Source organism: Thermanaerothrix daxensis (assembly GCF_001306145.1).
Lineage (GTDB): Bacteria > Chloroflexota > Anaerolineae > Anaerolineales > Anaerolineaceae > Thermanaerothrix > Thermanaerothrix daxensis.
On sequence record NZ_LGKO01000002.1, the window covers coordinates 1,214,581 to 1,239,601 of the forward strand.

The following is a 25,021-nucleotide window of genomic DNA, read 5'->3' on the forward strand; positions in this document are numbered from 1 at the left end:
TAAGTCCTTTCGGAAAACCAGGATGTAAAGATTATACCTGAGGATGGGAACGAATAGATCCCCATTCTCCTATGGTGTAGAGAAGAGCAAAGTTGGGTGGCCGACGCAGACCGACCGGAAAACCGGTGATGACTACTACCTGTTGCCCGGGTTTAATGGTGGTGGCAGAAAGGATGGCTGCCTCCAGGCTGAGGATCATGCCTTCAACGGTAGAAGCGAATGGCACCAGGAAAGGAGTCACCCCCCAATACATTCCTAACCGCCGGTAAGTACGTTCCTCTGGTGTAAAAGCGAGAATGGGCACTTCGGGACGAGATTTTGACATTAATAAGGCGGTTTTTCCGGTTTGAGTGAAAACGGCGATTCCCGCGGCTTTGCGATCGTGGGCAAGTTCGCGTGCAGCGCGCGTAATTGCGAAGGCATTCTCCTCGCTGGCATCAACAGGGCTGGTAGCATAGTGGCCCCAGGTTTTGGCGTTGGCTTCTGCTTCTCGAATGATGCTGTCCATCATTTTGACGCTCTCTACCGGGTATTTACCGCTTGCGGTTTCACCCGAAAGCATCACGGCATCGGTGCCGTCAAAAATGGCATTGGCGACATCAGAGGCTTCGGCCCGGGTTGGACGGGGGTTAGAGATCATAGAATCGAGCATTTGAGTCGCCGTAATAACATATTTAGCATGGCGGTTAGCCATATCAATGATGCGTTTTTGGATAATTGGCACTGTTGAAGGCGACGTTTCCACTCCTAAGTCGCCTCGGGCTACCATAACCCCATCTGCCATGTGAATGATCTCGTGGAGGTTCTCAATGGCTTGCGGACGCTCAAGTTTGGCTATGATGGGAGTGTCGGATTTCTCCGGGGCTAACTCACGAATGGCATTGCGTACTGTCTCTACATCCTCGGCGGTATGTACGAAACTAATTGCTACTACGTCTACACCGGCTTGCAGGCCAAATTCCAGATCAGCACGGTCTTTTTCTGTAAAACAGGGGATGCCCAGCGAAACTCCCGGCAGGTTAACCCCCTTGTGAGGATATAGGATGCCTCCAAGGACGACTTGCGCTTCAATAATCCCATCCTTAACATCAAGCACTTCAAGTTCCAAATGACCATCATCGAGCAGAATCCGATTGCCCTTTTTCACAGCCCGGGCCAGGTTGGGAACCTCCATGGGAACAAGTGTGCGCTCACCGAATTGATGAGCGGAATCCCGCAATTGTTCACTGGGGGCAAGTAAGATTTTTTCCCCAACAGTGAGGGGGATTCCCTCTTTCGGTAAATTGCCCACCCGCATCTTGGGGCCTTGTAAGTCCTGCAAGATGGTAACAGGTTTGTCTAGTTCTTGAGAAATCTTGCGGATGGTAGCAATGCGAGCAGCGTGTTCTTCGTGGGTGCCATGAGAGAAGTTGAGGCGCGCTACATCGAGCCCTGCTTCAATCAGACAGCGAAGTGTAGTTTCGTTTTCAGAGGCCGGACCAATTGTGCCAACGATTTTTGCCCTGCGCTCCATAGATCCTCCTGTGGGTTATTTAAGAATAACACGAATTCTACGAAAGTAGGGTGGAAGGTTGGCAGGATTAGGTGTGATGTTCGGCACTTATTGGGTCATGTTGGGCTGTATTAATATGATTTCAAGAATTGCTTTACTTATTTCCCACCAAAGGATGAAAACCGCGGTGAGTCAATGGGGTTATGTAGATGACAATGGTCGGCTGGTCCTTCCAGATCACCTGGCCCAAAGGTATGGCTTAAAACCAGGCGCAAGATTTGTGCTTTCGGAGGATCAAAATGCTCTCCGGCTCAACCGTTCTCCGTTCCAGTTGAGTCGGATATATCTGGAGGTGACAAATCAGTGCAATCTTTCCTGCGCTATGTGCATCCGGCGAACCTGGCATGAACCGGTAGGCTTCATGAGCGAAGAGGTTTTTCGCCGTCTGGAAGTGGATTTGCAAGATCTAGAGCCCCGGCCCTCGGTGTGCATCAGTGGGCTGGGAGAACCGCTATTCCATCCCAATATCGTAGATTGGGTTTGGCGACTGAAGCAGATGGGAGTGAGTGTTGAGATCATTACCAATGGAACCTTGCTTACACGTGAGCGTTCTAAAACGTTAATCGAAGCAGGTCTGGATCAGTTGTGGCTATCCTTGGATGCGGTGGATCCCGAGCAGTATCGGGCGATCCGACAAGGGGCCATCTTAGAGCAGGTCATTGAGAATCTCCAAACCTTCAAGGCACTGCGCCCCCCTAGTCATAAACCCAAACCACAGATTGGAATCGTGTTCGTAGCCATGCGGAGTAATTTGCATGAACTTTCCCGAGTGGTTGAGTTGGGGCGAAAACTGGGGGCTGTGCAATTTATTGTGAGCAATGTTTATCCATATTCAGAAGAGATGGATAAGGAGCGGCTTTACGTTCATTCTCCAAAGAGCATTACCTATTTCAAATCACCCTGGTTACCCACTCTGCGTTTTCCCAAAATGGATTTGGAGATCTCTGAGGAGACACATAGAGCCTTGCACCTGGCATTTAGTGGTCTTTGGAATCTTGAATTTGGTGGCATAAATTTGAGTCAGACCTGTGATCGCTGTCCATTTGTTGAACGGGGGAGCGTGGTGATCGGGTGGGATGGGCAGGTGAGTCCATGCATTGTGCTTTTACGCTCTCATACCACATACTTGCACGGTAAACCCCGACAAGTGCGGGCTTATCAGGTAGGTTTCTTGGATAGGCAATCCCTTCAGGAGATATGGAGGGCTCAGGATTTTGTGGCGTTTCGGGAGCGAGTTCAGGCGTTTAATTTTTCGCCTTGCACTTTTTGTGGAGGTTGTGATCTTTCAGAGACTAACGAAGAGGATTGTTTACGTAATACGTTTCCGACCTGTGGGGGGTGTTACTGGGCGCAGGGTCTAATCCAATGCCCTTAGAACGATCTCCCTTTGGAGCGTGATCGCAAGAATTCGGGAGAATTCGTTTCTCCTCATGATATACTTTGAGTGTAAATTTACTTCCTGAGAGGACTGGAGTGACTATGAAGCGCGATTTCATTCACGTCTCAGATTATTCCCCTGTTGAATTACAAGCCATGTTGGATCTGGCCATTCAACTCAAGAAAGAGTGGCAAACTGGTGGTAATCCGCTTTTGCTAAAAGGCAAGGTATTGGGAATGATCTTTCAGAAACCAAGCCTGCGCACCCGGGTGAGTTTTGATATGGCGATGCGTCATTTAGGAGGGGATGCCCTCTATCTCTCACCCAACGAAATTGGCTTGGGCCAACGTGAGTCCATTGCCGATGTGGCGCGCGTGCTCTCTGGTTATGTAGATGCCATTATGGCGCGGGTATTTGCCCACGAACATGTTTTAGAACTGGCAAAGTGGGCTAGTGTGCCCGTCATTAATGGGCTGAGTGATTACAACCATCCCTGTCAGGCCATGGCCGATGCGCTAACGATCCAGGAAGAATTTGGCAGCCTAAAGGGGCTGAATGTCACGTTTGTTGGCGATGGGAATAACGTAGCGGTTTCTTTAATGCATATTTGCACGAAATTAGGCGCGAATTTCACAATTGCCTGTCCAGAGGGTTATGACTTGCCTCCGCAAGCCGTTGAATTGGCCCGCTTTTTTGCTGCCACCAGTGGTAGCCGCTTACGTTTCTTGCGCGATCCCCATGAGGCTGTGCGTGATGCTCATGTGATCTATACAGATACCTGGACCAGCATGGGCCAAGAGGCAGAGGCTAAGAAACGTGAGGCAGTTTTTCCACCCTACCAGGTGAATGCCGCATTGGTTTCTGAAGCACGTCCAGATGTGATTGTAATGCATTGCTTGCCTGCTCATCGCGGGCAGGAACTTACGGACGAGGTTGCGGATGGACCGCATTCACGCATCTTTCCGCAAGCCCATAATCGTTTGCATGCTCAAAAAGCCATTTTGGTCAAATTATTGGCGAGTTGAAAAAGGAAAAGAATATGATAACCAAGACGCATGAGCTGATCGAGTTAGAAGAGCTCTATGGTGCGCATAATTATCATCCCCTGGATGTCGTGCTTACCCGGGGAGAGGGGGTCTGGGTCTATGATGTTGAAGGAAAGCGCTATCTTGACTGTTTGAGCGCTTACTCGGCTCTCAATCAAGGGCATGTTCATCCGCGTATCCTGGAAGCCATGATTGAGCAGGCAAGAAAAATTACTTTGACCTCGCGCGCTTTCCGGAATGACCAATTGCCTCTCTTCTACAAGGAAATAACAGACCTCACCGGGTACGAGATGGTGTTGCCCATGAATAGCGGGGCGGAAGCCGTGGAAACTGCCCTTAAAGTGGCCCGTAAATGGGCCTATCAGGTTAAAGGGGTGCCCCGTTATGATGCCGAAATCATTGTGGCAGAGGGGAATTTTCATGGGCGAACAATTACCGTGATCTCTTTTTCAACCGAACCTTTGTATAAACACGATTTCGGCCCTTTTACCCCTGGCTTCGTGACCGTCCCCTATGGAGATACTGCGGCAATTGAACGGGCGATAACCCCAAACACGGCTGCTGTATTGCTGGAACCCATTCAAGGAGAGGGCGGGGTTAGGATACCACCCGAGGGTTACTTGAAACAAGTCAGTGAAATCTGCCGTCGCCATAATGTGCTCTTTATTGCTGATGAGATTCAAACCGGATTGGGACGGACGGGTAAGTTGTTTGCTTGTGATCACGAGGGGGTACGCCCAGATATCATGATTATCGGAAAAGCCCTTTCGGGTGGCTTCTATCCCGTCTCAGCCGTTCTTGCGAATCGTGAGATCTTAGGGTTGATTCAGCCGGGTGAGCATGGCTCGACTTTTGGTGGCAACCCTCTAGCAGCGGCGATAGCCCGGGCGGCTTTGCGTGTGATCACTGAAGAAGGGTTAATTGAAAATGCCGCTCAGATGGGAGAGTACTTCCTGGAGCGTTTGGCTGAGATTCCACCTCGCTATATTCAAGAGGTGCGTGGAAAAGGCCTGTTGATCGGGGTGGAGATGAAACACGAACTGGGAAACGTGCGCCGGTATTGTGAGGCGTTGCGCCAGCGAGGCATTTTAGTCAAAGAAACGCATGAACACGTGATTCGCTTTGCACCCCCTTTGATTATCACACGGGAGATTATTGACTGGGCAATGCCGCACATCCAGGATGTGCTCACTGCTGATGTTTAGAGGTGAGACTTGGATGGTTGTTTCGCTCCTAGGGGAGGGATACCCCTTAGGGGCGATTTTTATGTAGACCAATAATAATATGTAGACCAATAGTTTAAGGACCAGAGGCTCTGTGACAAGGCGTTTTTCTTCTGCTATTCCTTATCTTGTCCTTTTGTTAGGCATTCTTGCTATCTCGACGGCTTCCATTTTCATTCGCTTTGCTCAGCGTGAAGTGCCTTCGCTGGTTATAGCGGCTTACCGCTTGGGGATTGCGACCCTTGTTTTGTTACCGGTGGGCTGGCGGCAGCAGGAACTTGCTCTGCTTTCTGGTCGAGATCGAATGTGGCTTATGGCTGGGGGGTTTTCCCTGGCCTGTCATTTTGCTGCCTGGATCACTTCGCTTGAATACACCTCGGTGGCCAGTTCCGTGATCCTGGTCACAACCACCCCCTTGTGGGTGGCACTTCTTTCCCCCTTGATTTTACGCGAGAGGACTCACCGAGAAGTCTGGTTAGGATTGGTGTTGGCTATGGTTGGTGGGATCTGGATCGGACTTCACCAGAGTTGCAAAGTGGAGGGCGTGAGACTTATATGCGAGTGGGCGGGTTCAGGTGAGAAGAGTACCACGTGGTTAGGGAATTTACTGGCTCTCTCTGGGGCGCTTTTTGCCTCCGGTTATATGATTGTAGGACGGCGGGTTCGCCAAAAGTTATCGTTGCTCCCCTATATCACCGTTGTATACGGCATGGCGGCAATCGTACTTTTGGGGGTGGCACTCGCAACTCATCAGTCGTTATGGCCGTATTCGCCCCGTGCCTTGTTGTATCTGGGCGCTTTGGCGGTTATTCCTCAAATTTTAGGACACTCGGCGTTTAATTGGGCTCTTCGTTTCTTACCGGCTTCTTTTGTCACCTTAGGACTTTTGGGTGAACCGGTAGGCACAATGATCTTGGCTACCTTGTTTCTTATGGAGCCGCCTTCCTGGGGTGAAATTATGGGAGGCGGGGTGATTTTGCTGGGCATTTACCTCGCCTCCCGGGCGAATCCTTCTGATTAGGCTTCTTTGGGGGTAGTGGAGATAGCCGGAATGCGGCGGAACAGATAGTTAATCTCGGCTAGGCGTTCAGCCAGGGCAGGGGTCAAATCACTGGCTCTCATACGCCAAGTCCAATTCCCATAAGGTCGGCCGGGATAGTTCATGCGCGCCTCATTGCCCAGCCCGAGTACATCTTGCATGGGTGCCAGGGCCATTATGGCCACCGAACCCCAAATGGCTCGAATCATATACCAAGCGATGTCTTGCTCAGTGCATGCCAAGTACCGGCGAGCAAAGTCCCGGGACTTTTCGTCCACGCGCTCATACCACCCGCGTGCAGTGTCATTATCATGGGTGCCGGTATAAGCCACGCAGTTCCTTTCATAATTGTGTGGCAGGAAGGGGTCCTCTGGGCCACCCTCGAACCCGAATTGCAGGATCTTCATTCCGGGGAAGCCAAAGTGCTCCCGCATGGCTACCACATCTGGTGTGATCACCCCTAGATCTTCGGCGATAAACGGCAGCTCTCCCAGGGCATTTTGAACCGCCTCGAAGAAGGAGATGCCGGGTCCGGGAACCCACTTTCCTTTTTCTGCGGTTGGATTGCCCGCAGGTACTTCCCAGTAGGCGGCAAACCCGCGAAAATGATCGAGCCGGATGATATCTACTATTTTTAAGGCCGCGCGAATGCGTTCAATCCACCAGGCATAGTTCTGACTGGCGTGGTAATCCCAGCGGTAAAGCGGGTTGCCCCATAACTGCCCTGTGGGTGAGAAGTAGTCGGGGGGCACACCGGCTACCACCGTTGGATTGCCTGATGAGTCAAGGTAAAAAAGATCTGGGTTAGCCCAAACATCACTACTGTCATACGCGACAAATATGGGAATGTCGCCCACAATGCGAATTCCCTTGCTGTGAGCGTAGGTGCGTAACCCTTCCCATTGGCGGAAGAACAGGAATTGGGAAAATTGATGCCGTTCGAGGCGTTCGTGTTCCTGCTGTTTGAATTTTTCCAGTGCCTGAGGTTGACGCTGGCGCAGTGATGATTCCCACTGATTCCAGGGGGCTCCTCCATGGGCTTCCTTGAGCGCCATGAAGAGCGAAAAATCCTCCAACCAGAAGGCCTGGGCTTGTTTGAAGGCTTCAAAGTCCTCGACCCATGGACCTGGATTGTGCTTGAAGTAATGAAACGCACGCTCAAGCAGGTAGAGCTTCCATGGAATAACCTCCCCATAGGGCACAGAACCTTCTGGGAAAGCGGGACGTTTATCCAGGTCTTCCTTTTGGAGCAATCCTTCTTCGTAGAGCAAGAGAGGGCTGACGAGATAGGGGTTTCCGGCAAATGCAGAAAAGCACTGGTATGGGGAATCCCCATAACCAGTTGGGCCCAGGGGAAGCACTTGCCAGAGAGTACATTGTGCCTCGGTTAGGAAGTCAATCCATTGATAAGCCTCAGGCCCGAGATCACCGATGCCATCTGGACCGGGCAGGCTGGTGGGGTGCAAAATAATGCCAGATGTGCGTGGAAATTTCATGCAATGTCCTCCGTCGAATAGGTTTTATTATGCGTGAAGCAGTTTTTGATAAAGTTCAAGGTAAATCTGGGCCGATCGCTTCCACGAGAAATCCTTCTGCATGGCTCGCTTTTGGATCTCTTGCCAAAGGGTGAAATTGCGAAAACAATTCAAGGCTTCATGGAGTTTTTGCGCGAAAGCATCGGAGGTGGGTTCGTTAAAAAGAAAGCCAGTGGAGTGCTGGAAGGTAGGGTCATCTTCGATTGTATCCTTCAATCCTCCCGTGGCGCGGGCCACAGGAATGCACCCGTAGCGCATCGCAATCATTTGGGCAAGCCCGCAAGGTTCATATCGTGAGGGCATTAATAAGATATCTCCACCGGCGTAAAGGCGTCGAGCCAGCGTCACATCAAGCCGCTGAATGAAACGAACCCGATCAGGGTGTGCCTGTGCAAACTCCTGACACTTGCTTTCCAGGACTGGGTCGCCGCGACCGAGGATGATCAGGCTCCAGGGTTGTTCAAGCATCTTTGATAAGCCGTCCAGGGCAATATCTATGCCTTTTTGACGATCCAGACGACTGATAATGATCAAAAGTGGAACCTGTAAATCGGTTTCCATTTGCATTTCGTGTAGCAATTCTTGTTTGTTGATCTGGCGCTGAGGCAAGGTTTGCCAATTGTATGGACTTGCTAACGTGGGATCGTGAGCAGGATCCCATTCGTGCTCATCCAGGCCGTTCAAAATACCGCTGAGATGTTCCCTGCGCCCTTGCAGGAATGTTTCCAGTCCACAACCAAATTCGGGGGTCAGAATTTCCTCCGCATAGGTTGGGGAAACCGCATTGATGTGGTCAGCAGCCCATAGCCCCATGGGTAGGGGCAGGGTCTGAGCCCATTCGGGTAGGGCCGTCAGGTGAGCAGGAGGGATTTGATAACGTTCTATGGCATTGCGGGCTTCTTGCCCCATAAAAGGCAGGTTATGGATTGTGAGCAGTGTACGGACGCATTGGAGGGCTGGACGTTCGATTTGGCGCATACGTAGCATATACACAGCCAGCGCGGTGTGCCAGTCGTTGGCATGAAGGATCATTCTTCCCCAGGTAGTCGCCAATTGCTCGGTCAGGGCAAGGGCAGCCAGGGAGAAGAAGACAAATTTATCCCCATCTGCCTCAGTGCCGGAGTAAGCGGGTGAGTCGGGGGAAATGGGAGGACCACTAATCAGGTAAATTGGAAGACCCTGATGCTCGGCCTGATAGATCGAAGCCGGAAGAGCCTCACCCGTGTCTGTTTGAATTTTTATCTCGGTGACCAGTTGGTATGAGTCCAATCGCTCTGCGATACCTGCATGCATGGGGAGTACCAGGCGGGCATCGCATGGGGGTGAATCAAGGCGGCGTAAGGCACGGGGTAAAGAGCCGGCCACATCAGCCAGACCGCCCACCTTGATTAGGGGAGAGGCTTCTGCAGCCAGAAAAAGCACATGGAGTGGGGGTGAGGAAGGCGCGGCTTCCATAGTTGCCTCCTTTACGATTGATGCGAGGGGTTGCTCTCCAAAATCATTTCAATGTAATCTTGAGAGATGGTATTTTCGGGGGAGGCCCCCAATAATTGGATTAAATCCACCATGCGCTGGGATTTCTGCTCCGCGTCCTTGCGGCTCCAGGTGCGGCTTTTTACTTCCAGAAAGTTGCCCAGGGGTGGATGAGTTACACTATCTACATTGATAAAGAACTCTGTTCCTTGAAAGCGCACCAGGTAACGATATCGTTCTTTTTCAATCTCGATAATTTGCTGGGGTTTGAAGTATTCTCGGTAAAAGCGAAGGCTATGGGTAGCCGTAGCCAGATAGCGGCTACGGGAGAGTAAAACCTGTTTGGGAAATTGTCCCTCACGGCTGGGGCCAATCAGAGTTAGGCGCGTACGTACGCGAGAAACCCGTCCATCCTCTTCGACAAAGTGATCCTCTCGGAAACGCAAACGGCTGTTTTCAGGAGGATCAAATAGGAAGTAAGTATCATATTCCTGATAATGACGACGACGAAGAATTTCAATTGCTGGATGGCTCTCAATGGTCTGGCGAATCGCTGTTGGATCTTCAACCATAACCTTGGCTTGGACTTCAAAGGATTCTTCTTCTGCAGTCTCCTCACCCAACGCGAGCAGTTTAGAGAGCAGAGATTGTTCGCGCTGGATTAAGAAAACATCAATGCGCCGGGCATAGTCGAGGCTGGCACGAATGAGATCGGCTTCATTGAGGCGCAGAAGCTCGCGGTCGCGCATTAGCCAGCGTCCGTTAACCATGACATCGGTTACATCCGTTGATTTGGCTGCATAGATAAGTTGGGCATAGATGCTTTGGGAGTCGCGGCGGAAGCGAGGTGAATTATGCAGCGCACGTAGGTCCACCAGAATTAGGTCGGCGCGTTTACCGGGCTCAAGTGAGCCGACAAGGTGGCCGAGATGAAGGGCTTTGGCGCCAAGGCGGGTCGCCATGGCAAGAGTCTGGCGCGCAGGTAGAGCAGTTGGATCACCACTGGCCCCTTTGGCCAGGAAGGAAGCCAGACGCATTTCCTCAAACATGTCCAAATCGTTATTCGATGCAGGACCATCCGTGCCAATACCAACATTGACCCCTAATTCCAGCATGCGTTTTACCGGCGCAATGCCAGAGGCCAACTTCAAATTGGAGGAGGGGTTGTGAGCAACCCCTGTATTGTGGTGAACCAGGGTGCGAATTTCACCCTCATCAATATGGACGCAGTGAGCGGCGATAACTTTTGCCTGGAGCACATTTTGCTTCTTGATGTAGGGTACCACTGGCATTCCTTGTTCAAGGCGCATGGTCTCCACTTCTTGTTGCGTTTCAGAGACGTGGATGTGGAGGGGAACGTCAAATTCCATGGCCAATTCAGCGGCGGCTTGCAGCATTTCTGCTGTGCAGGTGTAGGGGGCGTGCGGACCAACAGCGGGGGTGATCAAAGGATGGCCTTTCCAGCGCTGGATGAACTCACGAGTGTACGCGAGGGCCTCTTCAAACGACTGGGCATCGGGGGTAGGAAATTTAAGCACCGTTTCTGCACAAACTGCACGCATCCCGATTTCAGCGGTGGTTCGTGCGACCTCGTCTTCGAAGTAATACATGTCGGCAAAAGTAGTTACGCCGCTTCGGATCATTTCCGCACAGGCGATTTGTGTGCCGAGGTGAACAAAGTCGGGGGAGACAAATTCTCGCTCTACTGGCATCATATAACCCAGGAGCCAGACATCCAGCCGCAGGTCATCTGCCAGGCCGCGGAGCAGAGTCATGGGGACATGGGTGTGGGCGTTGATTAACCCAGGCATAAGTACTTTGCCCTGACAATCTATGACCTGGAGAGAAGTGTATTGAGTTAAAATCTCGTTCTCGGGCCCCACGGCCAGAATGGTGTCTCCCCGAATAGCAAGCGCACCGGGTTCATACGCGTGAAACATATCATCCATGGTAAGTACGATGGCGTTTCTTAAAATCAAGTCAGCAGTTTGCATAAGCGCTAAAACTCCTAAGGCAGATTCAATCTTGAGGAAGATACTTAATCAGATTGCGGCGTAAGAAATCCAAAGCGATATTGGTGGCCCAAATTCGTCGGTTCAATGGGGGCCCACCGAAATAATGTTTTTCTGATTTTTGCGTTTCTTGAATTCTGAGGTGTAAATCAAGCTCAGCCTTTTCAAGATTACTTTGCAGGCTTGCAATCAAGTAAACATCAGCCAGTTTTTCAAACAACGTGCTTTCTTGTTCCAGGGATGGCTTTTCTTCTGGGCAGGGCTCTGGATTGATCTGAGCCTCAAATTCATCAAAAACAGATTCAATGGTCTTTGCAAGTGTACCATCCAAACCGCATTCAAGAATGTTTACGGACCATCTCAGCGTGCGCAGGAGTTTTGCCACCACGCCAGCCAGGGTGTCCTCATCTTCCCCATAGAGGGCTTGACCCAACAAGGGGCGAATTTTGCTAGCGAGGGCTTCTAGCATCTGGTTGGCTTCGTCCTCCGAGGTGGCCTTGGCGGTGATGCGGATATCCACCATGCCGGGATGGGCTGATAACCCCACGGTTGGATTGCTAAAGCGTTCGTAATCTGCCAACCATTCGTCTATTTTCGATTCGGGAATGCCAGCCGTTCGTAAAATCCGCGTCTTGATGATCTCTCGCAAGCCAAAGCGTTGACGCAAGTAGGGAATGACAGTTTTTTCCATCAGGAATTCGAGTTCGCGGGGGACGCCAGGGAGGCTGATCACAACATGGTCGCCAGTGTCAAAATAAAACGCTGGTGCCGTACCCACCGGATTTTCAATGGGGACCGCTCCTTTGGGGATATAAGCCTGGCGGCGCGCGTTTTCTCCCGGTGTACGGTTAGCGCGTTGATAGCGTTCGGTGATTTGCTGCCAGAGTTCTGGTCGAAATTCTAACGGTACGCCAAAAGCCAAGGCAATGGCTTCGCGGGTAGGGTCATCAACCGTAGGACCCAATCCGCCACTGGTGATGATGACATCGGCACGCTGAAGCGCTTCTTGGACGGCCTGGGCAATTCGGACCGCGTTATCGCCCACAAAGCTGGCCCGGTACATATCTATTCCCAAATTACGAAAGGCACGTGCAATGAATCGAATATTGGTATCTTGGATCTCCCCAAGAAGCAACTCTGTTCCAATCGCAATGACTTCACCTGTGGTCATGGTGATGGTTTACCTCATTTCAATTCTTGATCTCCGATTATAACCGCCCTCCAAAGGCTGCGAGGTAGGATAAGATCCTCTCCCTTGGGAATGATGAGTGAGTCTAGGTGGGCAATCCCTTTGACAAGTCTTGTCGGATCTGTGACGAGGAAATAATTGTAGTTCATCCACGTTTTTAATAAAGCCTCTTCCTGAGCCGTGCTTTGGCACTGAATCACTAGAATGGCTACGAGGGTTGGTTGAGCAGAAAGTTCTACCAAGGCAGTTTCCATTAGTTCATAAGTGCTGTAAGTGTCCCATATGCTCAACGCAAGGGGATGTCCTTTGATCTTTTTATCTCCGATTAACTGGTTTAGATTTTCAAGGGTAGTTCGAGCCTCAGGGCAAGACCGATCACCACTGAGGGGGGCGATCACGCCAATCTGAATGGGTTCATCTGAATGGATCACAATACATCCCGCGGGGTCAAGGCAAAGGTGGGATGATTGTGTGCACCCTATAAGGGCAAGGTGGATCACTATTACCAGGATGCCATGCTGGAGTCGCCTCATCTCAGTTCGTGAATATATGCTGAGTTTAGCATAGGACAAAAGATTCTCCAAATCGAAAGTCATGATCCCATTTCTAAAGTATATAGAGAATGAATGAGGTGTTCATAGCCTCCTAAGCCGGATTGCCCTGTTGATAGGGTGACTTTGATAATGTAGTTAAGGTGGGGTAAAATCGAAATGGACAAATACTATGAAAAACTACAACCATTCATTGGGATCTTGGGGTGAGCGACTGGCTGCAGCATATCTGGCTGAGCGTGGTTTTGAAATTTTAGAGCGAAACTTTTACACTCCTTATGGAGAATTGGATCTGGTGATACGGCGAGCCAATGAAATGGTCTTTGTGGAAGTGAAAACTCGTTCTTCGGAAATGTTTGGATGGCCTGAATTAGCCCTTACTCCGAAAAAACGTGCACATCTCTTGAATGCGGCTCTGTATTATTTAGAGCAACATCCAGAGTTTGAAGGGGATTGGCGTATTGACGTCATTGCCATCCGCCGGGTTATCGGGAAGAAATCACCAGAATTATTATGGATTGAAAATGTCCTGGCGTGAGGTTCCTTATCCAGTGGTGGTTATTATCGGTCCAACCGCCGTAGGGAAGACTGAGATAGCCATCCAGGTGGCTCAACATCTGGGGGCTGAAATTGTTTCTGCGGATTCACGGCTTTTTTACCGTGGCATGGATATTGGCACGGCCAAGCCCTCAATGGAAGAACGCCAACGTGTACCTCATCACTTGATTGACTTGGCAGAACCCGATGAGGTGTGGAGCCTGGCGCTTTACCAGCAGGAAGCAGCGCGTATCATTGCCGATATTCACCAGCGAGGGAAATTGCCGCTTCTGGTTGGTGGTACTGGGCAATACATTCGGGCGATGATCGAGGGATGGGAGATTCCTCCCCAAGCGCCGGACACCCAATTGCGGAACGCGCTGGAGCAATGGGCGCAGGAAATTGGCGCCGAGACTCTGCACGGGAAATTGCGCGTGTTAGATCCTGCTGCTGCACAACTCATAGACCCGCGCAATGTTCGGCGAACTATTCGGGCATTGGAGGTGATTTTCAGAACGGGTAGGCGATTTTCTGAGCAGCGGCAGCGCAAGCAGGTACCCTACTCATTTCTTATCATTGGTCTAAGGCGCCCACGGTCAGACCTTTACAGACGAATTGATCAACGGATTGAACAGATGCTGGCTCGGGGGTTGATAGATGAAGTACGGATGTTGCTGGCGAAGGGATATTCGCCGGATTTACCCCCCTTGACGGCCATTGGATACCACGAAATTATTCAATACTTGAAAGGTGAGATCTCGCTGGATGAGGCTGTGGTTTTGATGAAACGCCGCACCCGAAATTTTGTGCGTCGTCAGGCAGCATGGTTCCGCGAGGATGATCCTCGTATTCATTGGCTTGAGGTAAATGAGCAGACAGTCGGACGCATCCTGGATCTAATAATGGACAAACGAGCCTGGTTAATCCTTCGTGAGGGGCATGAAACAGAGCCTCAGGTCCAAGGTTTGAAAAATCAGGAGTAGGGATGATGGAAAGACCCTGGCTGAAGCGCTATGATTCAGGAGTTCCATTCACAATTATCTACCCCCAGGTTGCACTACCCTGGTTTCTGAAGCAGGCAGCTGAGCGCTACCCTTTTCGAGCCTGCACCATCTATCGTGATCGGGTACTTTCGTATGCTCAAGTAGATACTATGAGCACGCACCTGGCACGGTGGTTGCGGAAGTTAGAACTCCAAAAAGGGGAGCGAGTTGGACTGGCTTTACCCAACTCTGCTCAGTTTGTGATAGCCTTTTACGCTGTTCTAAAGGCGGGTGGAGTCGTAGTTGCGTTGAATCCAGCCTATAAAGAACGTGAATTGGCCTATCAGATCACTGATGCAGGGATCCGGACTGTTATAGGATTGCGCACTTTGAGGGGGATGTTTGCATCCCTTACCGAATACACTCCTTTAGAACGCTGGATATTAACTGACGATGATGACCTAAACGATCTCCAGGCCTGGTCAGAGCCTTCTGAGAAGAACGGTGGTCAGGTGGAAACCAGCCGTGAAATTGCATGGTCTGAATTGCTGCGTAGAGGTTTTGACAGATTACCACCTTTACCTGTGCTGGATCCTACCGATGTTGCTGTTTTTCAGTACAGTGGAGGGACGACCGGTATTCCAAAGGCGGCGATCGGATTACACCGGAACTTAGTGGCCAATACTCTCCAATTTCGCCATTGGTTGGTGGGAATGCAAGATGGCAATGAAGTGGTTTTGGCTGCTATTCCTCTTTTCCACGTTTATGGGATGGTCATTGCCATGAGCGTGGGAGTGGCGTTGGGAGCCAGTATCGTGCTCATCCCCGATGCCAGAGACACTGATCAGGTGGTTCACCATATTCAGGCGTACCGGGCCACGCTTTTCCCAGGTGTCCCTTCGCTATATCAGGCCATTAACCGCCATCCCAGCGTTTTGGCGGGAGCAGTTGATCTCTCCTCTGTCAAAGCGTGCATATCCGGCTCAGCTCCTTTGTTACGTGAAACCAAGGAAGAGTTTGAACGATTAACAGGCGGGAAAGTGATGGAGGGATATGGCCTTTCTGAAGCGCCAACCGCGACCCATTGTAATCCTATGTTGGGCGAGAATCGGATTGGTTCGATTGGTTTACCCCTCCCTGATGTAGATTGTTGCATCGTGGATTTGGAGGATGGCGTAACCCCCTGCGATATAGGCAAACCTGGAGAACTGATCATTCGTGGCCCTCAGGTGATGGCAGGCTATCATCAGCGTCCTGAAGAAACCGCACAGGCGCTACGATCGGGATGGCTCTACACAGGGGACATTGCCTATATGGATGCAGATGGTTACTTCTACCTCGTGGATCGTAAAAAAGATTTGATCAAAGTGGGGGGCTTTCAGGTCTGGCCGAGGGAGGTTGAGGAGATCCTCGCTGCCTATCCGGGGGTAAAGGAAGTTGCAGTGGCCGGCGTACCTCACCCTCAGAAAGGAGAGATTGTGAAGGCCTGGGTCGTTCCTGAATCTGGGGCTGGGTTGGAGGTTGAGGATTTAAAGCGTTGGTGTTTGGGGCATCTGGTGCGTTATAAGGTGCCTGAGGTCATTGAATTTGTGCCGGCGCTACCCCGCACCAGTGTGGGAAAGGTTTTGCGGCGTGAATTGGTGCGTATGGAAATTGAGCGCACCCGAAAAGATGAAAAGGCCGGCTAAATGCCGGCCTTGTACATGTTTGAGCCAGACCCGATTGATCACTTTAAGGGTTTCTTCTTCAGGATAATGCGTGCATCTACAACTTTAACCCCTTTACCTACCTCATAGACCAGCACAGGATTGGCATCCGATTCGCTGATCTCGTCAGCAAGGTCAAGGACCATGGTTGCATAGCGGCAAATTGTATCTGCCAGTGCCTGACGATCCCGAGGCCCTTCGCCACGAACTCCGGCCAGAACGGGAGCGCCGCGAATCTCATCCAGCATTCGCTGGGCCTGCGCTGCCGATACAGGGGCCACTCGGAAGGTCACGTCTTTGAGAACTTCGACAAAAATGCCACCTAGCCCGAACATCACCGTAGGACCAAAGGTAGGGTCATTAACGGAGCCCAGAATGACCTCGGTGCCCCACGGGGCCATTTCTTGCACTGCAATGCCGTGGATACGGGCATCCGGTTTGTAAGATTTGGCATTGTTGAGGATGGTACGATAGGCTTCGCGAACTCCCGCATCATCCTTTATGTTGACCTTAACACCACCCGCATCCGATTTGTGGATGATATCGGGAGAGACGATCTTCATAACCACCGGAAAGCCGATTTCGTGAGCCAGACGGACTGCTTCCTGCTCGCTGGTTGCTAGGCGTGTTTCGGCAACCGGGAGATTATAAGCCGCGAAGACTTCTTTTGCCTCGATCTCAGTGAGTACATCACGCCCTTCTGCGCGGGCATGAGCGATAATACGGCAGGCTCGCTCGATATCGTTCGAGTCACACGTGGTAAAGTTTTCGCTCAGCGTTTCTTTATTGCGAGCGAATTCACGCAAGGCGGCCAAAGCATTGACAGCTACATCTGGAGCGGCATAAGCCGGAATGCCATGTTCAACCAGCCAGCGCATTGCTTCTTCAGAACGCTCGCCACCCACAAAGGATACTGCTACGGGTTTATTGGTGACGCCACTTTCGTCAACGGCTCGCTTAATGCTCTCGGCAATCTCCTGGGGATTGGTCATTGCCGTTTCACAATATAAAACTGCCAGACCGTCTACCCAGGTGTGAGGAAGTGCATGGCGAATGGCGTCAAAATACCAATCTGAGTTTGCCATTCCGGTTAGATCCACCGGATTCTTGGGGGAACCAAATTCTGGCATGTATTGGCGCAATTCATTTTGCAAATCGGCAGGAGCAAACTGAAGTGGTAAACCATATTTTTCGGCTGCATCGGTTGCTAATACACCCACACCACCACCATTTGTAATGATCAGCAGATGGTCACCGCGCATGGGGGGCTGCAGCGAGAGAGCTAGGGTGCGATCAAAAAGGTTATTCAAATCACTAGCCTGAACTACGCCGGCCTGCTGGAAAGCAGCCCCATAAACTTTCGCGGCACCTGCCAAGGAGCCTGTGTGTGAGGCCGCAGCCGCTGCTCCATGGGCAGAAACCCCGGCTTTGAGGGCAATGATGGGTTTTTGTGCATTACGTGCGGCTTCGATAAAACGACGGCCTTCCTTAAAGCCCTCGATGTATAGAGAGATACAGGAGGTATTTTCGTCCTGATCCAACCAGGTAATCAGGTCAGCGAAGTCAACATCTGACATGTTGCCAATGGAGACGAGTTTATCAAAGCCCACACGCCGAATGAAGGTTGCCGCATCAATGGCAATCAGGAGTGCACCACTCTGAGAGACCAGCGAGGCTTTGCCAGGGAGAGGGAGGAAGGGAGCAAACGAGCCGTTGAAACGATCTGCGTTGCTGAGTACTCCTACGATATTAGGGCCGAGCACGCGCATCCCATAGCGATGAGCGGTTGCCACAAGAGCCTCCTCAAGGTCTTTCTGGCCCACCTCACTGAAGCCCGAGGTGATGACGATTAAGCCCTTAACACCTTTCCGACCACATTCTTCAACGGCAGAGAGCACTGCTTTGGCAGGGATGGTTATGATAGCGGCATCTACGGTATCGGGTATGGCGGAGACATTGGGGTAGACCTTGAGGCCAAGCAATTCTGTGGCATTAGGGTTAACGGGGTAAATGCGACCCGAGTATCCTCCTTCTATGAGATTTTTCACCACGGTGTAGCCAATCTTTCCGGGCTGGGTCGAAGCACCAATAACAGCCACACTGCGTGGACGCAGTAAGTTATCCAAGATGCTATAATTCATGGCACTCTCCCATTTCTAGTATTGCGAAAATTTTAATGCATTTGGTCTGAACAAATGTACCGTTTTCTTGGGTCATTAATCACAAAATCCTCGCTATTGTGAATACACCTCGGGATTTACGCAGTAAGGTAGCGGTCGGTTTTCAAGACCAGCCAAAACGTTTTCTACCGCCATTATCGCCATGCGGTGCCGCGTTTCGCGACTGGCACTGGCAATATGGGGAGTGAGGATCACATTATCCATTTGCAGCAGAGGATGATCAAAAGGAATGGGTTCTGTCTCAAAGACATCCAGGGCAGCAGCAGCAATAATCTTGTTTTGTAGTGCCCAAACTAAGGCTTCTGGATCCACAACGGCGCCTCGGGCTGTATTGACCAAAATGGCAGTGGGCTTCATCACGGCTAATCTTTCTCGATTCACCAGGTGATAAGCCTCGGGTGTGTAGTTCAAATGCAGGCTGAGGATATCTGAATGACGGAAGATTTCCTCAAGATCCATGTAAGATGCGCTTAAGGCCTGCTCGGACTCGGGTTTACGATGCCGACTATAGTAGATAATGCGCATGTTGAAGCATTTTGCTCGTCTGGCTACAGCTTGCCCGATTCGACCAAAGCCGATAATCCCAAGGGTGGCACCGTAAACGTCTAACCCAGTTAAAACCTCTGGTCCCCAGGGCTTCCAGATTCCCCGGTGAACCTGGCGATCGGCCTCTACGACCCGACGCGCTGCTGCTAGAATAAGTGCCCATGCAAAGTCCGCTGTGGTCTCGGTTAATACCCCAGGCGTGTGCCCAATAGGTATTCGCCGTTGTGTGGCGGCTGAAACGTCAATGTTATCAAACCCGACTGCCATCTGGCTGATAACCTTGAGGGAAGGCGAGGCGGCCTGAATCACCTCGGAATCAATGGGGTCGGTGAGCATTGTGAGGATTCCATCTGCGCGGGAGATTTTTTCCAGTAACACGGCTTTGGGCGGAGGATCTTCGTAAGGCCATATCTCTACATCGGCTTTCTCGCGCAGGCGTTCAACAGCGTCGGTTGCAATCTGTCGAGTGATAAAGATAAAAGGCTTGTGCATTGAAAATTACTCCTACGTGGTTTTGGCTTGTAAGGCGTGCAAAAGGATTTCTTCCGTGCGCTTGACCATATCACCGGGGTTGGCATGAAGTCCTTCGAGTAACAGGGCGTTCTCATAGATTTGCTCAATCCCCAGACGCAGAAGGGGATCGTTATCGGGCAAATTGTACAGGCTACGAATTAGTGGGTGGTGAGGATTGATTTCCAGCACTAATTTGGGAAGCGAGTAATCAGACTGAAGTAAGCGGTAGACACGCTGTATCTCTTGAGAAGGACTGCCCTGCTGTAAGGCGAGACGGGCGGGAGATTCGCTCAGGCGTTGGGTTATACGTACATCGGCAACTTTTTCGCCAAGGACGGATTTGAAACGATTAATTAGCCGAGTTTGTTCCTCCACGGAGAGTAGTGACTCACTCAGGTCTTGCCCTTCTGAAGGGGATTCGGGAGGTGGAAGCTCCTCTGAGGCTGCATTGACCAGTTCAATGTTTTGATATTTCTTGAGGCGAAGCATCATAAAAGGATCCAGCGGATCGGTCATCAAAAGCACGTCATAGCGATGACGGCGGAAAATCTCGAGATGCGGGCTGTTCAGAGCGCTGCCTAACGAGTCGCTAAGTAGGTAGTAAATCTTATCTTGACGAGCCGGCATAGTGAGGAGGTAATCTTCGAGGGAGAGCCATTGGTCAGGCTTGAAAAGGGTGGGAAAACGCAACAAAGGAGCGAGCAATTCCCCGTATTCTTCATCGGTGGCAATTCCTTCCCGGATGAAACGTCCAAAGCGTTGCCAGAAGGTGGTATACTCGTCGGGTTTTTCCTTTGCCCAATTTTTCAGGGCTTCGATAAGTCGGTTGGTGATTACCCGTTTTAACTGGGCCAAAACTCGTGAGGCTTGTACAGACTCTCGGGAGACATTTAGAGGAAGATCTTCGGAATCTACAACCCCATCTATAAAACGGAAAAAGGACGGGAGCAAATCACGATTGTATTCTTGAATGAGGACCTTGCGCGCATATAATTTCAGACCTTCCTCGTTGCGTGCGCTGAGGGGACCGCGTTCGGGTGAAGCCGGAATAAAGAGGAGGGCAAAAACTTGCACTGGAGCATCTATGACCAAATGCAGATGAAAGAGGGGAGGCTGGAAATCGAGAGTTAGTTGTTTGTAAAAAGCCTCATAGTCCTCATCTTTGACTTGTTGGGGAGGTTGGCGCCAGAGAGCACTTTGCCGATTAACCGGTTGCTTATCCTGGCCCAGATAGATCGGGTAGGGGATATATTCCGAATGTTTTTTGATGATTTGGCGTAAGCGTGTCTCCTGAGTGTATTCACTGGCGTCTTCTTTGAGATATAGAATTACCTCGGTGCCGCGGTTGACTTTTTCACAGGGTCCAATATTGAAAGTTTCACGACCTGTTGAAATCCACCGGGCTGGGCTAGCTTGAGGTTTATAAGAGCGAGAGATGACTTCAATTCGCTCTGCTACCATAAAAGCCGAATAGAAACCCACCCCAAATTGCCCTATGATGTCATTAGGGTTAGCGTTATTCTCTTTGAGCGCCTGAATGAAAGCACGTGCTCCTGAATGGGCGATTGTCCCCAGGTTTTCGATCATTTCGTCTGCCGTCATGCCGATGCCCGTATCAATGATCCGCAAGGCACGCTTATCTGGCTCGGGGACGATGGTAATTGCCAGTTCTGCGTCCGGATCTAGAACATCCCGCTCAGTCAGAAGAATAAAATGCATGCGTGTAAGCGCATCGGACGCATTTGAGATCAATTCGCGGAGGAAGACATCGCGCTCAGTGTAAAGGGAATGGATCAAAATATCGAGCAGTTGCTGGGTCTCAGCTTTGAAGTTTAGTGTCTGAAATTCATGAGCAGGGTCAAATGCTGATTCGACCATTGTTGCACCTCCGAATAGTGATGACTCGGTGTGAACAACGGTTTAATCTGCCATAAATTTCCACATTTACTCGCAACACATGGCGTTAGCCAGTTTGGCTAGCCAGGGCATAACGTTGGCGAACTGCAGGGATAAGGTACTCTGAGAAGGCGCGTTCAAGATCATAATCAGGTTGCCAACCCCAATCCTGGCGGGCTGCCGAATCATCTACATCCTCAGGCCAGGAATCCACAATTTTCTGCCGGTGGGGGTGAGGCTCAAAGGTGATTTCTGCGTCAGGGAACGCTCTCTTAACAATTTGATAAAACTCTTCCGCGCTGATGCTGAAACTGGTGACATTGTAAACCAGTTGACTAAGAGCGTTACGAGGAGCCGACTCTAACATTAACAAGGCTTTAATTGCATCGGGCATTGTCATAAAGGGCAGGCGTGTGTCGGGTCTTACAAAGCATTTATACGGCAGACCTTGTGCGGCACGATGTAACATTTCAGGGCCATAATCGCTGGTTCCGCCCGTGGGGACTGTGACAGCGCTGATCAGGCCGGGGAATCGAATGCTGCGAAAATCCACACTACTTTGTCCAAAATCTGCAGCCAGTTGCCGATAAAAGCGCGCATAATAACGCCCTAGATGCTCGCAGTACAGTTTATTGCATCCGTACATGGTGGTGGGCTCGAGCCAGTTATACTCCTTCACCCTACCTGCACAGCGTTTGGTCTCCAAGTCAGGTAGGCCGTACACAGCAATGGAACTGGGATAGAGAAACTTTACCGGCTTGCCCTGCCATTGAGATTGCTCAACAGCCAATCGCAACAGATTGAGTGTGCCTTCAACATTGACACGATGAGCAGCTTCAGGATTATATTCGGCTTTTGTGGAAAGAATGGATGCCAGATGGTAGATGGTGCGGATCTCGAATTCTGCCACCAGGCGTCCCAGGAGCATTGTGTCAAGGATATCTCCCTGAATGGCGCGAAGGCAGTAGGGCTTTAGATGTTCGTCCAGTGGTTGGACGTCCAGAGCAATGATGTCATAAGAACCTTGCTGGCCAAGGTGTTGGATCAAACCATGTCCCATTTCACCATTTGCTCCGGTGATCAACACCACTTCTTTGCGCATAGAAGGTTTTCTCCTGTTGGGGTTTTGATTAGACAATTATCAAGTGCCGTAGCATTACTATTGTAGTCGTATTTGTTACTTGCGTCATTCGTCAGATTTCTTGACTTTAATTGATGATTGACACATTTTCAACAAGAAACCAGTTGTCAGATACTCCGACAACTGGTTTCGACAACGACTAAGCCTCACTCTGCTCAGGCAGTAGCCTGACGCCTAAACCAAGTTTTCCACTCCTGATTTTCCCAAACGACAAGGATGGGAGCGGCAACGAATATGGAGGAGTAAGTACCGCTAAACAGACCCACCAGCAAAATGACTGCGAATTCTCGCAGTGTTACGCCGCCAAACAGTGCCAGGGCAAGCAACATGAACTCCACTGTCATCAATTGGGTATTGATGGAGCGTTGAAGGGTCTGGACGATGGAATGATTGGCTAGTTTCTCAAAGGGCAATTTCCGATAGATGGTGCTGTTTTCGCGAATGCGGTCAAATACCACAATTTTGTCCTGGGTGGAGAAACCCACAACGGTCAGCAGGGCGGTTAGAAAGAGAGAATCCATTTGCCAGCCAAAAAAGATGCTGCCAATACCGACCAGGCTGAACACCACCAAGATGTCGTGGATCATGGCGATGATGGCGCATACCCCGTAGCGAAATGCATGAGGGATACCACGGAATGCATAAGTGATGTACAAGACTACTGCCAACGCAGCCACTGCCACAGCAAGAGCGGCCCGTTCTGTAACCTGTTGCGCAATCACTGGTCCGACGCTATCGAAGCGATTTACGACAATATCGGGTGCATTAAAGCGCTCCCGCATGGTTTCAACAATTTTGATTTTGGTCTCGTCATCAATAAAGGGAGAGCGGATAACCAGCAAGTCGCGTTGACCGTTCGCGCTGATGGCGGTTTGTACCTGAACTTCTTTGAAGCCCAACTCGGTGTATAGGTTGACCACCGATTCGGTATTGGGAAGGTTTCCGCTTGGGAAGCGTAATTCCAGAATTGAACCGCCTTTGAAATCAATAGCCAGAGGAAGACCGTTGATTGCCAAAATCAGCAGTCCTGGGACTATGACCAGGAGTGAGATGGCGAAGAAGATGTAGCGTTTTCCTAGGATGTCTAACATGGGTGCTCCTTCTTAGAGACCGAACCATCCGGGTTTTTTGTCTGCGTCTTTGAAGAGATCAAACACAGCTGTTTCGAGAAATGCACGGGTGACGACCAGGGCTGTGAAGAGGCTGACCATTACACCTAATGCCAGGGTTAGGGCGAAACCCTTGACAAAACTAGCCCCAAACGTGGACCCAAACCAGAATAGAATGGCACTAGTGATGAGGGCAGATATGTTGGAATCGCGGATAGAAGACCACGCACGTTTCCAACCCAGGTCAAGAGCTTGGCGTAAGTTGCGGCCGTTACGGAGTTCTTCTTTGAGGCGCTCAAAGATAAGAATATTGGCATCAAGAGCGCTCCCGGTGCTAAGCAGGAAACCGGCGATACCGGGTAGGGTGAGGGTCACGGGAATGGTTTTGAAGATTGCAAATGTGATTGCAGCGTAGGTAAGGAGAGCCATATTGGCAACCACGCCGGGCAACCGGTAGTAAATTCCCATGAAAAGCATAACAATGATGAAGCCAATTACACCTGCTAGCAGGCTTTTTTGCAGGGAGTCCTGTCCCAGGGTTGGTCCGACAACACGAATCTGCTCGATATTGAGGGGAATAGGCAGCGCACCGTAGCGGAGTTGTACGGCTAAGGCATTGGCACTTTCGCTGGTGAAATTACCCTCAATTTGTGCACGTCCCTCGGTAATAGGTTCCCGGATCACTGGGGAGGAAATTACACGTTTGTCCAGGACAATGCCCAGGTATTTGCCGACGTTCTGAGTTGTCCATTCTTTGAAAATACGAGCTCCTTCGTCGGTAAATTCAATGTCCACCACATAGCGTCCAAGGGTATCGCGGCTGACTCCTACCGATTTCAGATCGCGACCCGTGAGCACGGTATGGTAGCGGATTGGTGCAGGGGTTGGTGAGGCTTCTGGGGTTGCCTCTGGTGTAGATGTTTCTGTAGAAGTTGCGGTTGGGGTGCTCTCAGGATTAGGGCTTTCAGGAGTGGAACTCTCGGTTATGCCGAAATCGGTCTCAATGACGGTGCCTTCTGGAAAAGGGGTGTCTCCAAAATCCACAAATTCTAACTGTCCCACCTGGCGGATCTTGTTGATAACATCTTCCGCGTTTGTGGCACCTGGAAACTCACCCACAATAATACGCTCACCAGCAGTCTGAAAAACCACTTCGCTTACCCCCAAAGCGTTACTGCGGTTTTCCAGGATGATCGCTGCATCTTGGAGGTTCTGCTGGGTCACTGAAACCTCGGGAGGAACACTCAAAATGACCTGCATGCCACCGCGGAGGTCAAGCCCCAAGACGGTTTCAAAGCGTTTTTCGAAATTGCCAATTTTTATGCCGGGGTTTTGGGGAAGATCAATCCAGATTGCGGCGATGAGGAGAATAGCGATGAGGATTAGATTGACATGACGTTGTTCCATGCGCA

General features: G+C 50.7%; 19 protein-coding genes. 7 read left to right on the forward strand and 12 right to left on the reverse strand.

What is annotated here, in order from left to right; all coding sequences use genetic code 11:
* Positions 1-31: 31 nt before the first annotated feature.
* Positions 32-1,513, reverse strand: a complete 1,482-nt coding sequence (pyk, locus tag SE15_RS05950; protein WP_054521157.1) for a pyruvate kinase — start codon at positions 1,511-1,513, stop codon at positions 32-34.
* 154 nt (positions 1,514-1,667) lie between these two features.
* On the opposite strand from pyk, the gene SE15_RS05955 reads away from it, so the two are divergent.
* The 4 genes from SE15_RS05955 to SE15_RS05970 all read left to right on the forward strand — a co-directional run bounded on the left by SE15_RS05955 (position 1,668) and on the right by SE15_RS05970 (position 6,220).
* A complete protein-coding gene (locus SE15_RS05955) occupies positions 1,668-2,927 on the forward strand; it encodes a radical SAM protein (protein ID WP_269082260.1) in 1,260 nt (419 codons plus the stop codon).
* 104 nt (positions 2,928-3,031) lie between these two features.
* Positions 3,032-3,955 (forward strand): ornithine carbamoyltransferase, encoded by a 924-nt coding sequence (gene argF, locus SE15_RS05960; RefSeq protein WP_054521159.1) that lies wholly within the window; start codon positions 3,032-3,034, stop codon positions 3,953-3,955.
* 14 nt (positions 3,956-3,969) lie between these two features.
* Complete coding sequence (gene rocD, locus SE15_RS05965) at positions 3,970-5,181, forward strand: ornithine--oxo-acid transaminase (protein ID WP_054521160.1); 1,212 nt, start codon at positions 3,970-3,972, stop codon at positions 5,179-5,181.
* Between the two features lie 112 nt (positions 5,182-5,293).
* Positions 5,294-6,220 (forward strand): DMT family transporter, encoded by a 927-nt coding sequence (locus tag SE15_RS05970; protein WP_054521161.1) that lies wholly within the window; start codon positions 5,294-5,296, stop codon positions 6,218-6,220.
* Here the strand turns inward: SE15_RS05970 and malQ are convergent.
* The 5 genes from malQ to SE15_RS05995 are packed head-to-tail and all read right to left on the reverse strand — an operon-like array spanning position 6,217 to position 12,878.
* Positions 6,217-7,734 carry a 4-alpha-glucanotransferase gene (gene malQ / locus SE15_RS05975; RefSeq protein WP_054521162.1) on the reverse strand — a complete coding sequence of 506 codons (1,518 nt, stop codon included), beginning with the start codon at positions 7,732-7,734 and terminating at the stop codon, positions 6,217-6,219. The two genes, SE15_RS05970 and malQ, sit on opposite strands and share 4 nt — an antisense overlap.
* Positions 7,735-7,761: 27 nt before the next feature.
* Positions 7,762-9,228: a glycogen synthase gene (locus SE15_RS05980; protein WP_054521163.1), complete on the reverse strand. Its 1,467-nt coding sequence runs from the start codon at positions 9,226-9,228 to the stop codon at positions 7,762-7,764.
* A gap of 11 nt (positions 9,229-9,239) precedes the next feature.
* Positions 9,240-11,240: an amidohydrolase family protein gene (locus tag SE15_RS05985; protein WP_054521164.1), complete on the reverse strand. Its 2,001-nt coding sequence runs from the start codon at positions 11,238-11,240 to the stop codon at positions 9,240-9,242.
* 25 nt (positions 11,241-11,265) lie between these two features.
* Positions 11,266-12,429, reverse strand: coding sequence for a competence/damage-inducible protein A (locus SE15_RS05990; RefSeq protein WP_054521165.1), 1,164 nt, complete (start codon positions 12,427-12,429; stop codon positions 11,266-11,268).
* A 14-nt stretch (positions 12,430-12,443) separates the two neighbouring features.
* Positions 12,444-12,878, reverse strand: coding sequence for a hypothetical protein (locus SE15_RS05995; protein ID WP_152965544.1), 435 nt, complete (start codon positions 12,876-12,878; stop codon positions 12,444-12,446).
* Positions 12,879-13,170: 292 nt separating this feature from the next.
* Here SE15_RS05995 and SE15_RS06000 point away from each other — a divergent pair, with 292 nt between their 5' ends.
* Genes SE15_RS06000 through SE15_RS06010 form a run of 3 tightly spaced genes read left to right on the forward strand, consistent with a single transcriptional unit; the run spans position 13,171 to position 16,206 of the window.
* Positions 13,171-13,536: a YraN family protein gene (locus SE15_RS06000; protein WP_054521167.1), complete on the forward strand. Its 366-nt coding sequence runs from the start codon at positions 13,171-13,173 to the stop codon at positions 13,534-13,536.
* Positions 13,523-14,518, forward strand: coding sequence for a tRNA (adenosine(37)-N6)-dimethylallyltransferase MiaA (gene miaA / locus SE15_RS06005; protein ID WP_054521168.1), 996 nt, complete (start codon positions 13,523-13,525; stop codon positions 14,516-14,518). Before SE15_RS06000 ends, miaA begins: the two co-directional genes overlap by 14 nt.
* 2 nt (positions 14,519-14,520) lie before the next feature.
* Complete coding sequence (locus SE15_RS06010) at positions 14,521-16,206, forward strand: long-chain-fatty-acid--CoA ligase (RefSeq protein WP_054521169.1); 1,686 nt, start codon at positions 14,521-14,523, stop codon at positions 16,204-16,206.
* A 38-nt stretch (positions 16,207-16,244) separates the two neighbouring features.
* Here the strand turns inward: SE15_RS06010 and SE15_RS14850 are convergent, their stop codons facing one another.
* The 6 genes from SE15_RS14850 to secD all read right to left on the reverse strand — a co-directional run bounded on the left by SE15_RS14850 (position 16,245) and on the right by secD (position 25,016).
* Positions 16,245-18,365, reverse strand: a complete 2,121-nt coding sequence (locus SE15_RS14850) for an acetate--CoA ligase family protein (RefSeq protein ID WP_054521170.1) — start codon at positions 18,363-18,365, stop codon at positions 16,245-16,247.
* Positions 18,366-18,458: 93 nt separating this feature from the next.
* Positions 18,459-19,442 carry a 2-hydroxyacid dehydrogenase gene (locus tag SE15_RS06020; protein ID WP_054521171.1) on the reverse strand — a complete coding sequence of 328 codons (984 nt, stop codon included), beginning with the start codon at positions 19,440-19,442 and terminating at the stop codon, positions 18,459-18,461.
* A 12-nt stretch (positions 19,443-19,454) separates the two neighbouring features.
* Positions 19,455-21,341, reverse strand: a complete 1,887-nt coding sequence (htpG, locus tag SE15_RS06025; protein WP_054521172.1) for a molecular chaperone HtpG — start codon at positions 21,339-21,341, stop codon at positions 19,455-19,457.
* Positions 21,342-21,426: 85 nt separating this feature from the next.
* On the reverse strand, positions 21,427-22,461 hold the full coding sequence (locus SE15_RS06030) for an NAD-dependent epimerase/dehydratase family protein (RefSeq protein ID WP_054521173.1): 1,035 nt from the start codon (positions 22,459-22,461) through the stop codon (positions 21,427-21,429).
* Positions 22,462-22,655: 194 nt separating this feature from the next.
* Positions 22,656-23,591: a protein translocase subunit SecF gene (gene secF, locus SE15_RS06035; protein WP_054521174.1), complete on the reverse strand. Its 936-nt coding sequence runs from the start codon at positions 23,589-23,591 to the stop codon at positions 22,656-22,658.
* A gap of 12 nt (positions 23,592-23,603) precedes the next feature.
* Positions 23,604-25,016, reverse strand: coding sequence for a protein translocase subunit SecD (gene secD, locus SE15_RS06040; protein ID WP_054521175.1), 1,413 nt, complete (start codon positions 25,014-25,016; stop codon positions 23,604-23,606).
* Between the last annotated feature and the right edge of the window lie 5 nt (positions 25,017-25,021).

Excerpts from the sequence above, each read along its gene's own strand:
- pyk (WP_054521157.1), bottom strand. The coding sequence starts at position 1,513 with ATGGAGCGCAGGGCAAAAATCGTTGGCACAATTGGTCCGGCCTCTGAA.
- SE15_RS05955 (WP_269082260.1), top strand. The coding sequence starts at position 1,668 with ATGAAAACCGCGGTGAGTCAATGGGGTTATGTAGATGACAATGGTCGG.
- argF (WP_054521159.1), top strand. The coding sequence starts at position 3,032 with ATGAAGCGCGATTTCATTCACGTCTCAGATTATTCCCCTGTTGAATTA.
- rocD (WP_054521160.1), top strand. The coding sequence starts at position 3,970 with ATGATAACCAAGACGCATGAGCTGATCGAGTTAGAAGAGCTCTATGGT.
- malQ (WP_054521162.1), bottom strand. The coding sequence starts at position 7,734 with ATGAAATTTCCACGCACATCTGGCATTATTTTGCACCCCACCAGCCTG.
- SE15_RS05980 (WP_054521163.1), bottom strand. The coding sequence starts at position 9,228 with ATGGAAGCCGCGCCTTCCTCACCCCCACTCCATGTGCTTTTTCTGGCT.
- SE15_RS05985 (WP_054521164.1), bottom strand. The coding sequence starts at position 11,240 with ATGCAAACTGCTGACTTGATTTTAAGAAACGCCATCGTACTTACCATG.
- SE15_RS05990 (WP_054521165.1), bottom strand. The coding sequence starts at position 12,429 with ATGACCACAGGTGAAGTCATTGCGATTGGAACAGAGTTGCTTCTTGGG.
- SE15_RS06000 (WP_054521167.1), top strand. The coding sequence starts at position 13,171 with ATGAAAAACTACAACCATTCATTGGGATCTTGGGGTGAGCGACTGGCT.
- miaA (WP_054521168.1), top strand. The coding sequence starts at position 13,523 with ATGTCCTGGCGTGAGGTTCCTTATCCAGTGGTGGTTATTATCGGTCCA.
- SE15_RS06010 (WP_054521169.1), top strand. The coding sequence starts at position 14,521 with ATGATGGAAAGACCCTGGCTGAAGCGCTATGATTCAGGAGTTCCATTC.
- SE15_RS14850 (WP_054521170.1), bottom strand. The coding sequence starts at position 18,365 with ATGAATTATAGCATCTTGGATAACTTACTGCGTCCACGCAGTGTGGCT.
- SE15_RS06020 (WP_054521171.1), bottom strand. The coding sequence starts at position 19,442 with ATGCACAAGCCTTTTATCTTTATCACTCGACAGATTGCAACCGACGCT.
- htpG (WP_054521172.1), bottom strand. The coding sequence starts at position 21,341 with ATGGTCGAATCAGCATTTGACCCTGCTCATGAATTTCAGACACTAAAC.
- SE15_RS06030 (WP_054521173.1), bottom strand. The coding sequence starts at position 22,461 with ATGCGCAAAGAAGTGGTGTTGATCACCGGAGCAAATGGTGAAATGGGA.
- secF (WP_054521174.1), bottom strand. The coding sequence starts at position 23,591 with ATGTTAGACATCCTAGGAAAACGCTACATCTTCTTCGCCATCTCACTC.
- secD (WP_054521175.1), bottom strand. The coding sequence starts at position 25,016 with ATGGAACAACGTCATGTCAATCTAATCCTCATCGCTATTCTCCTCATC.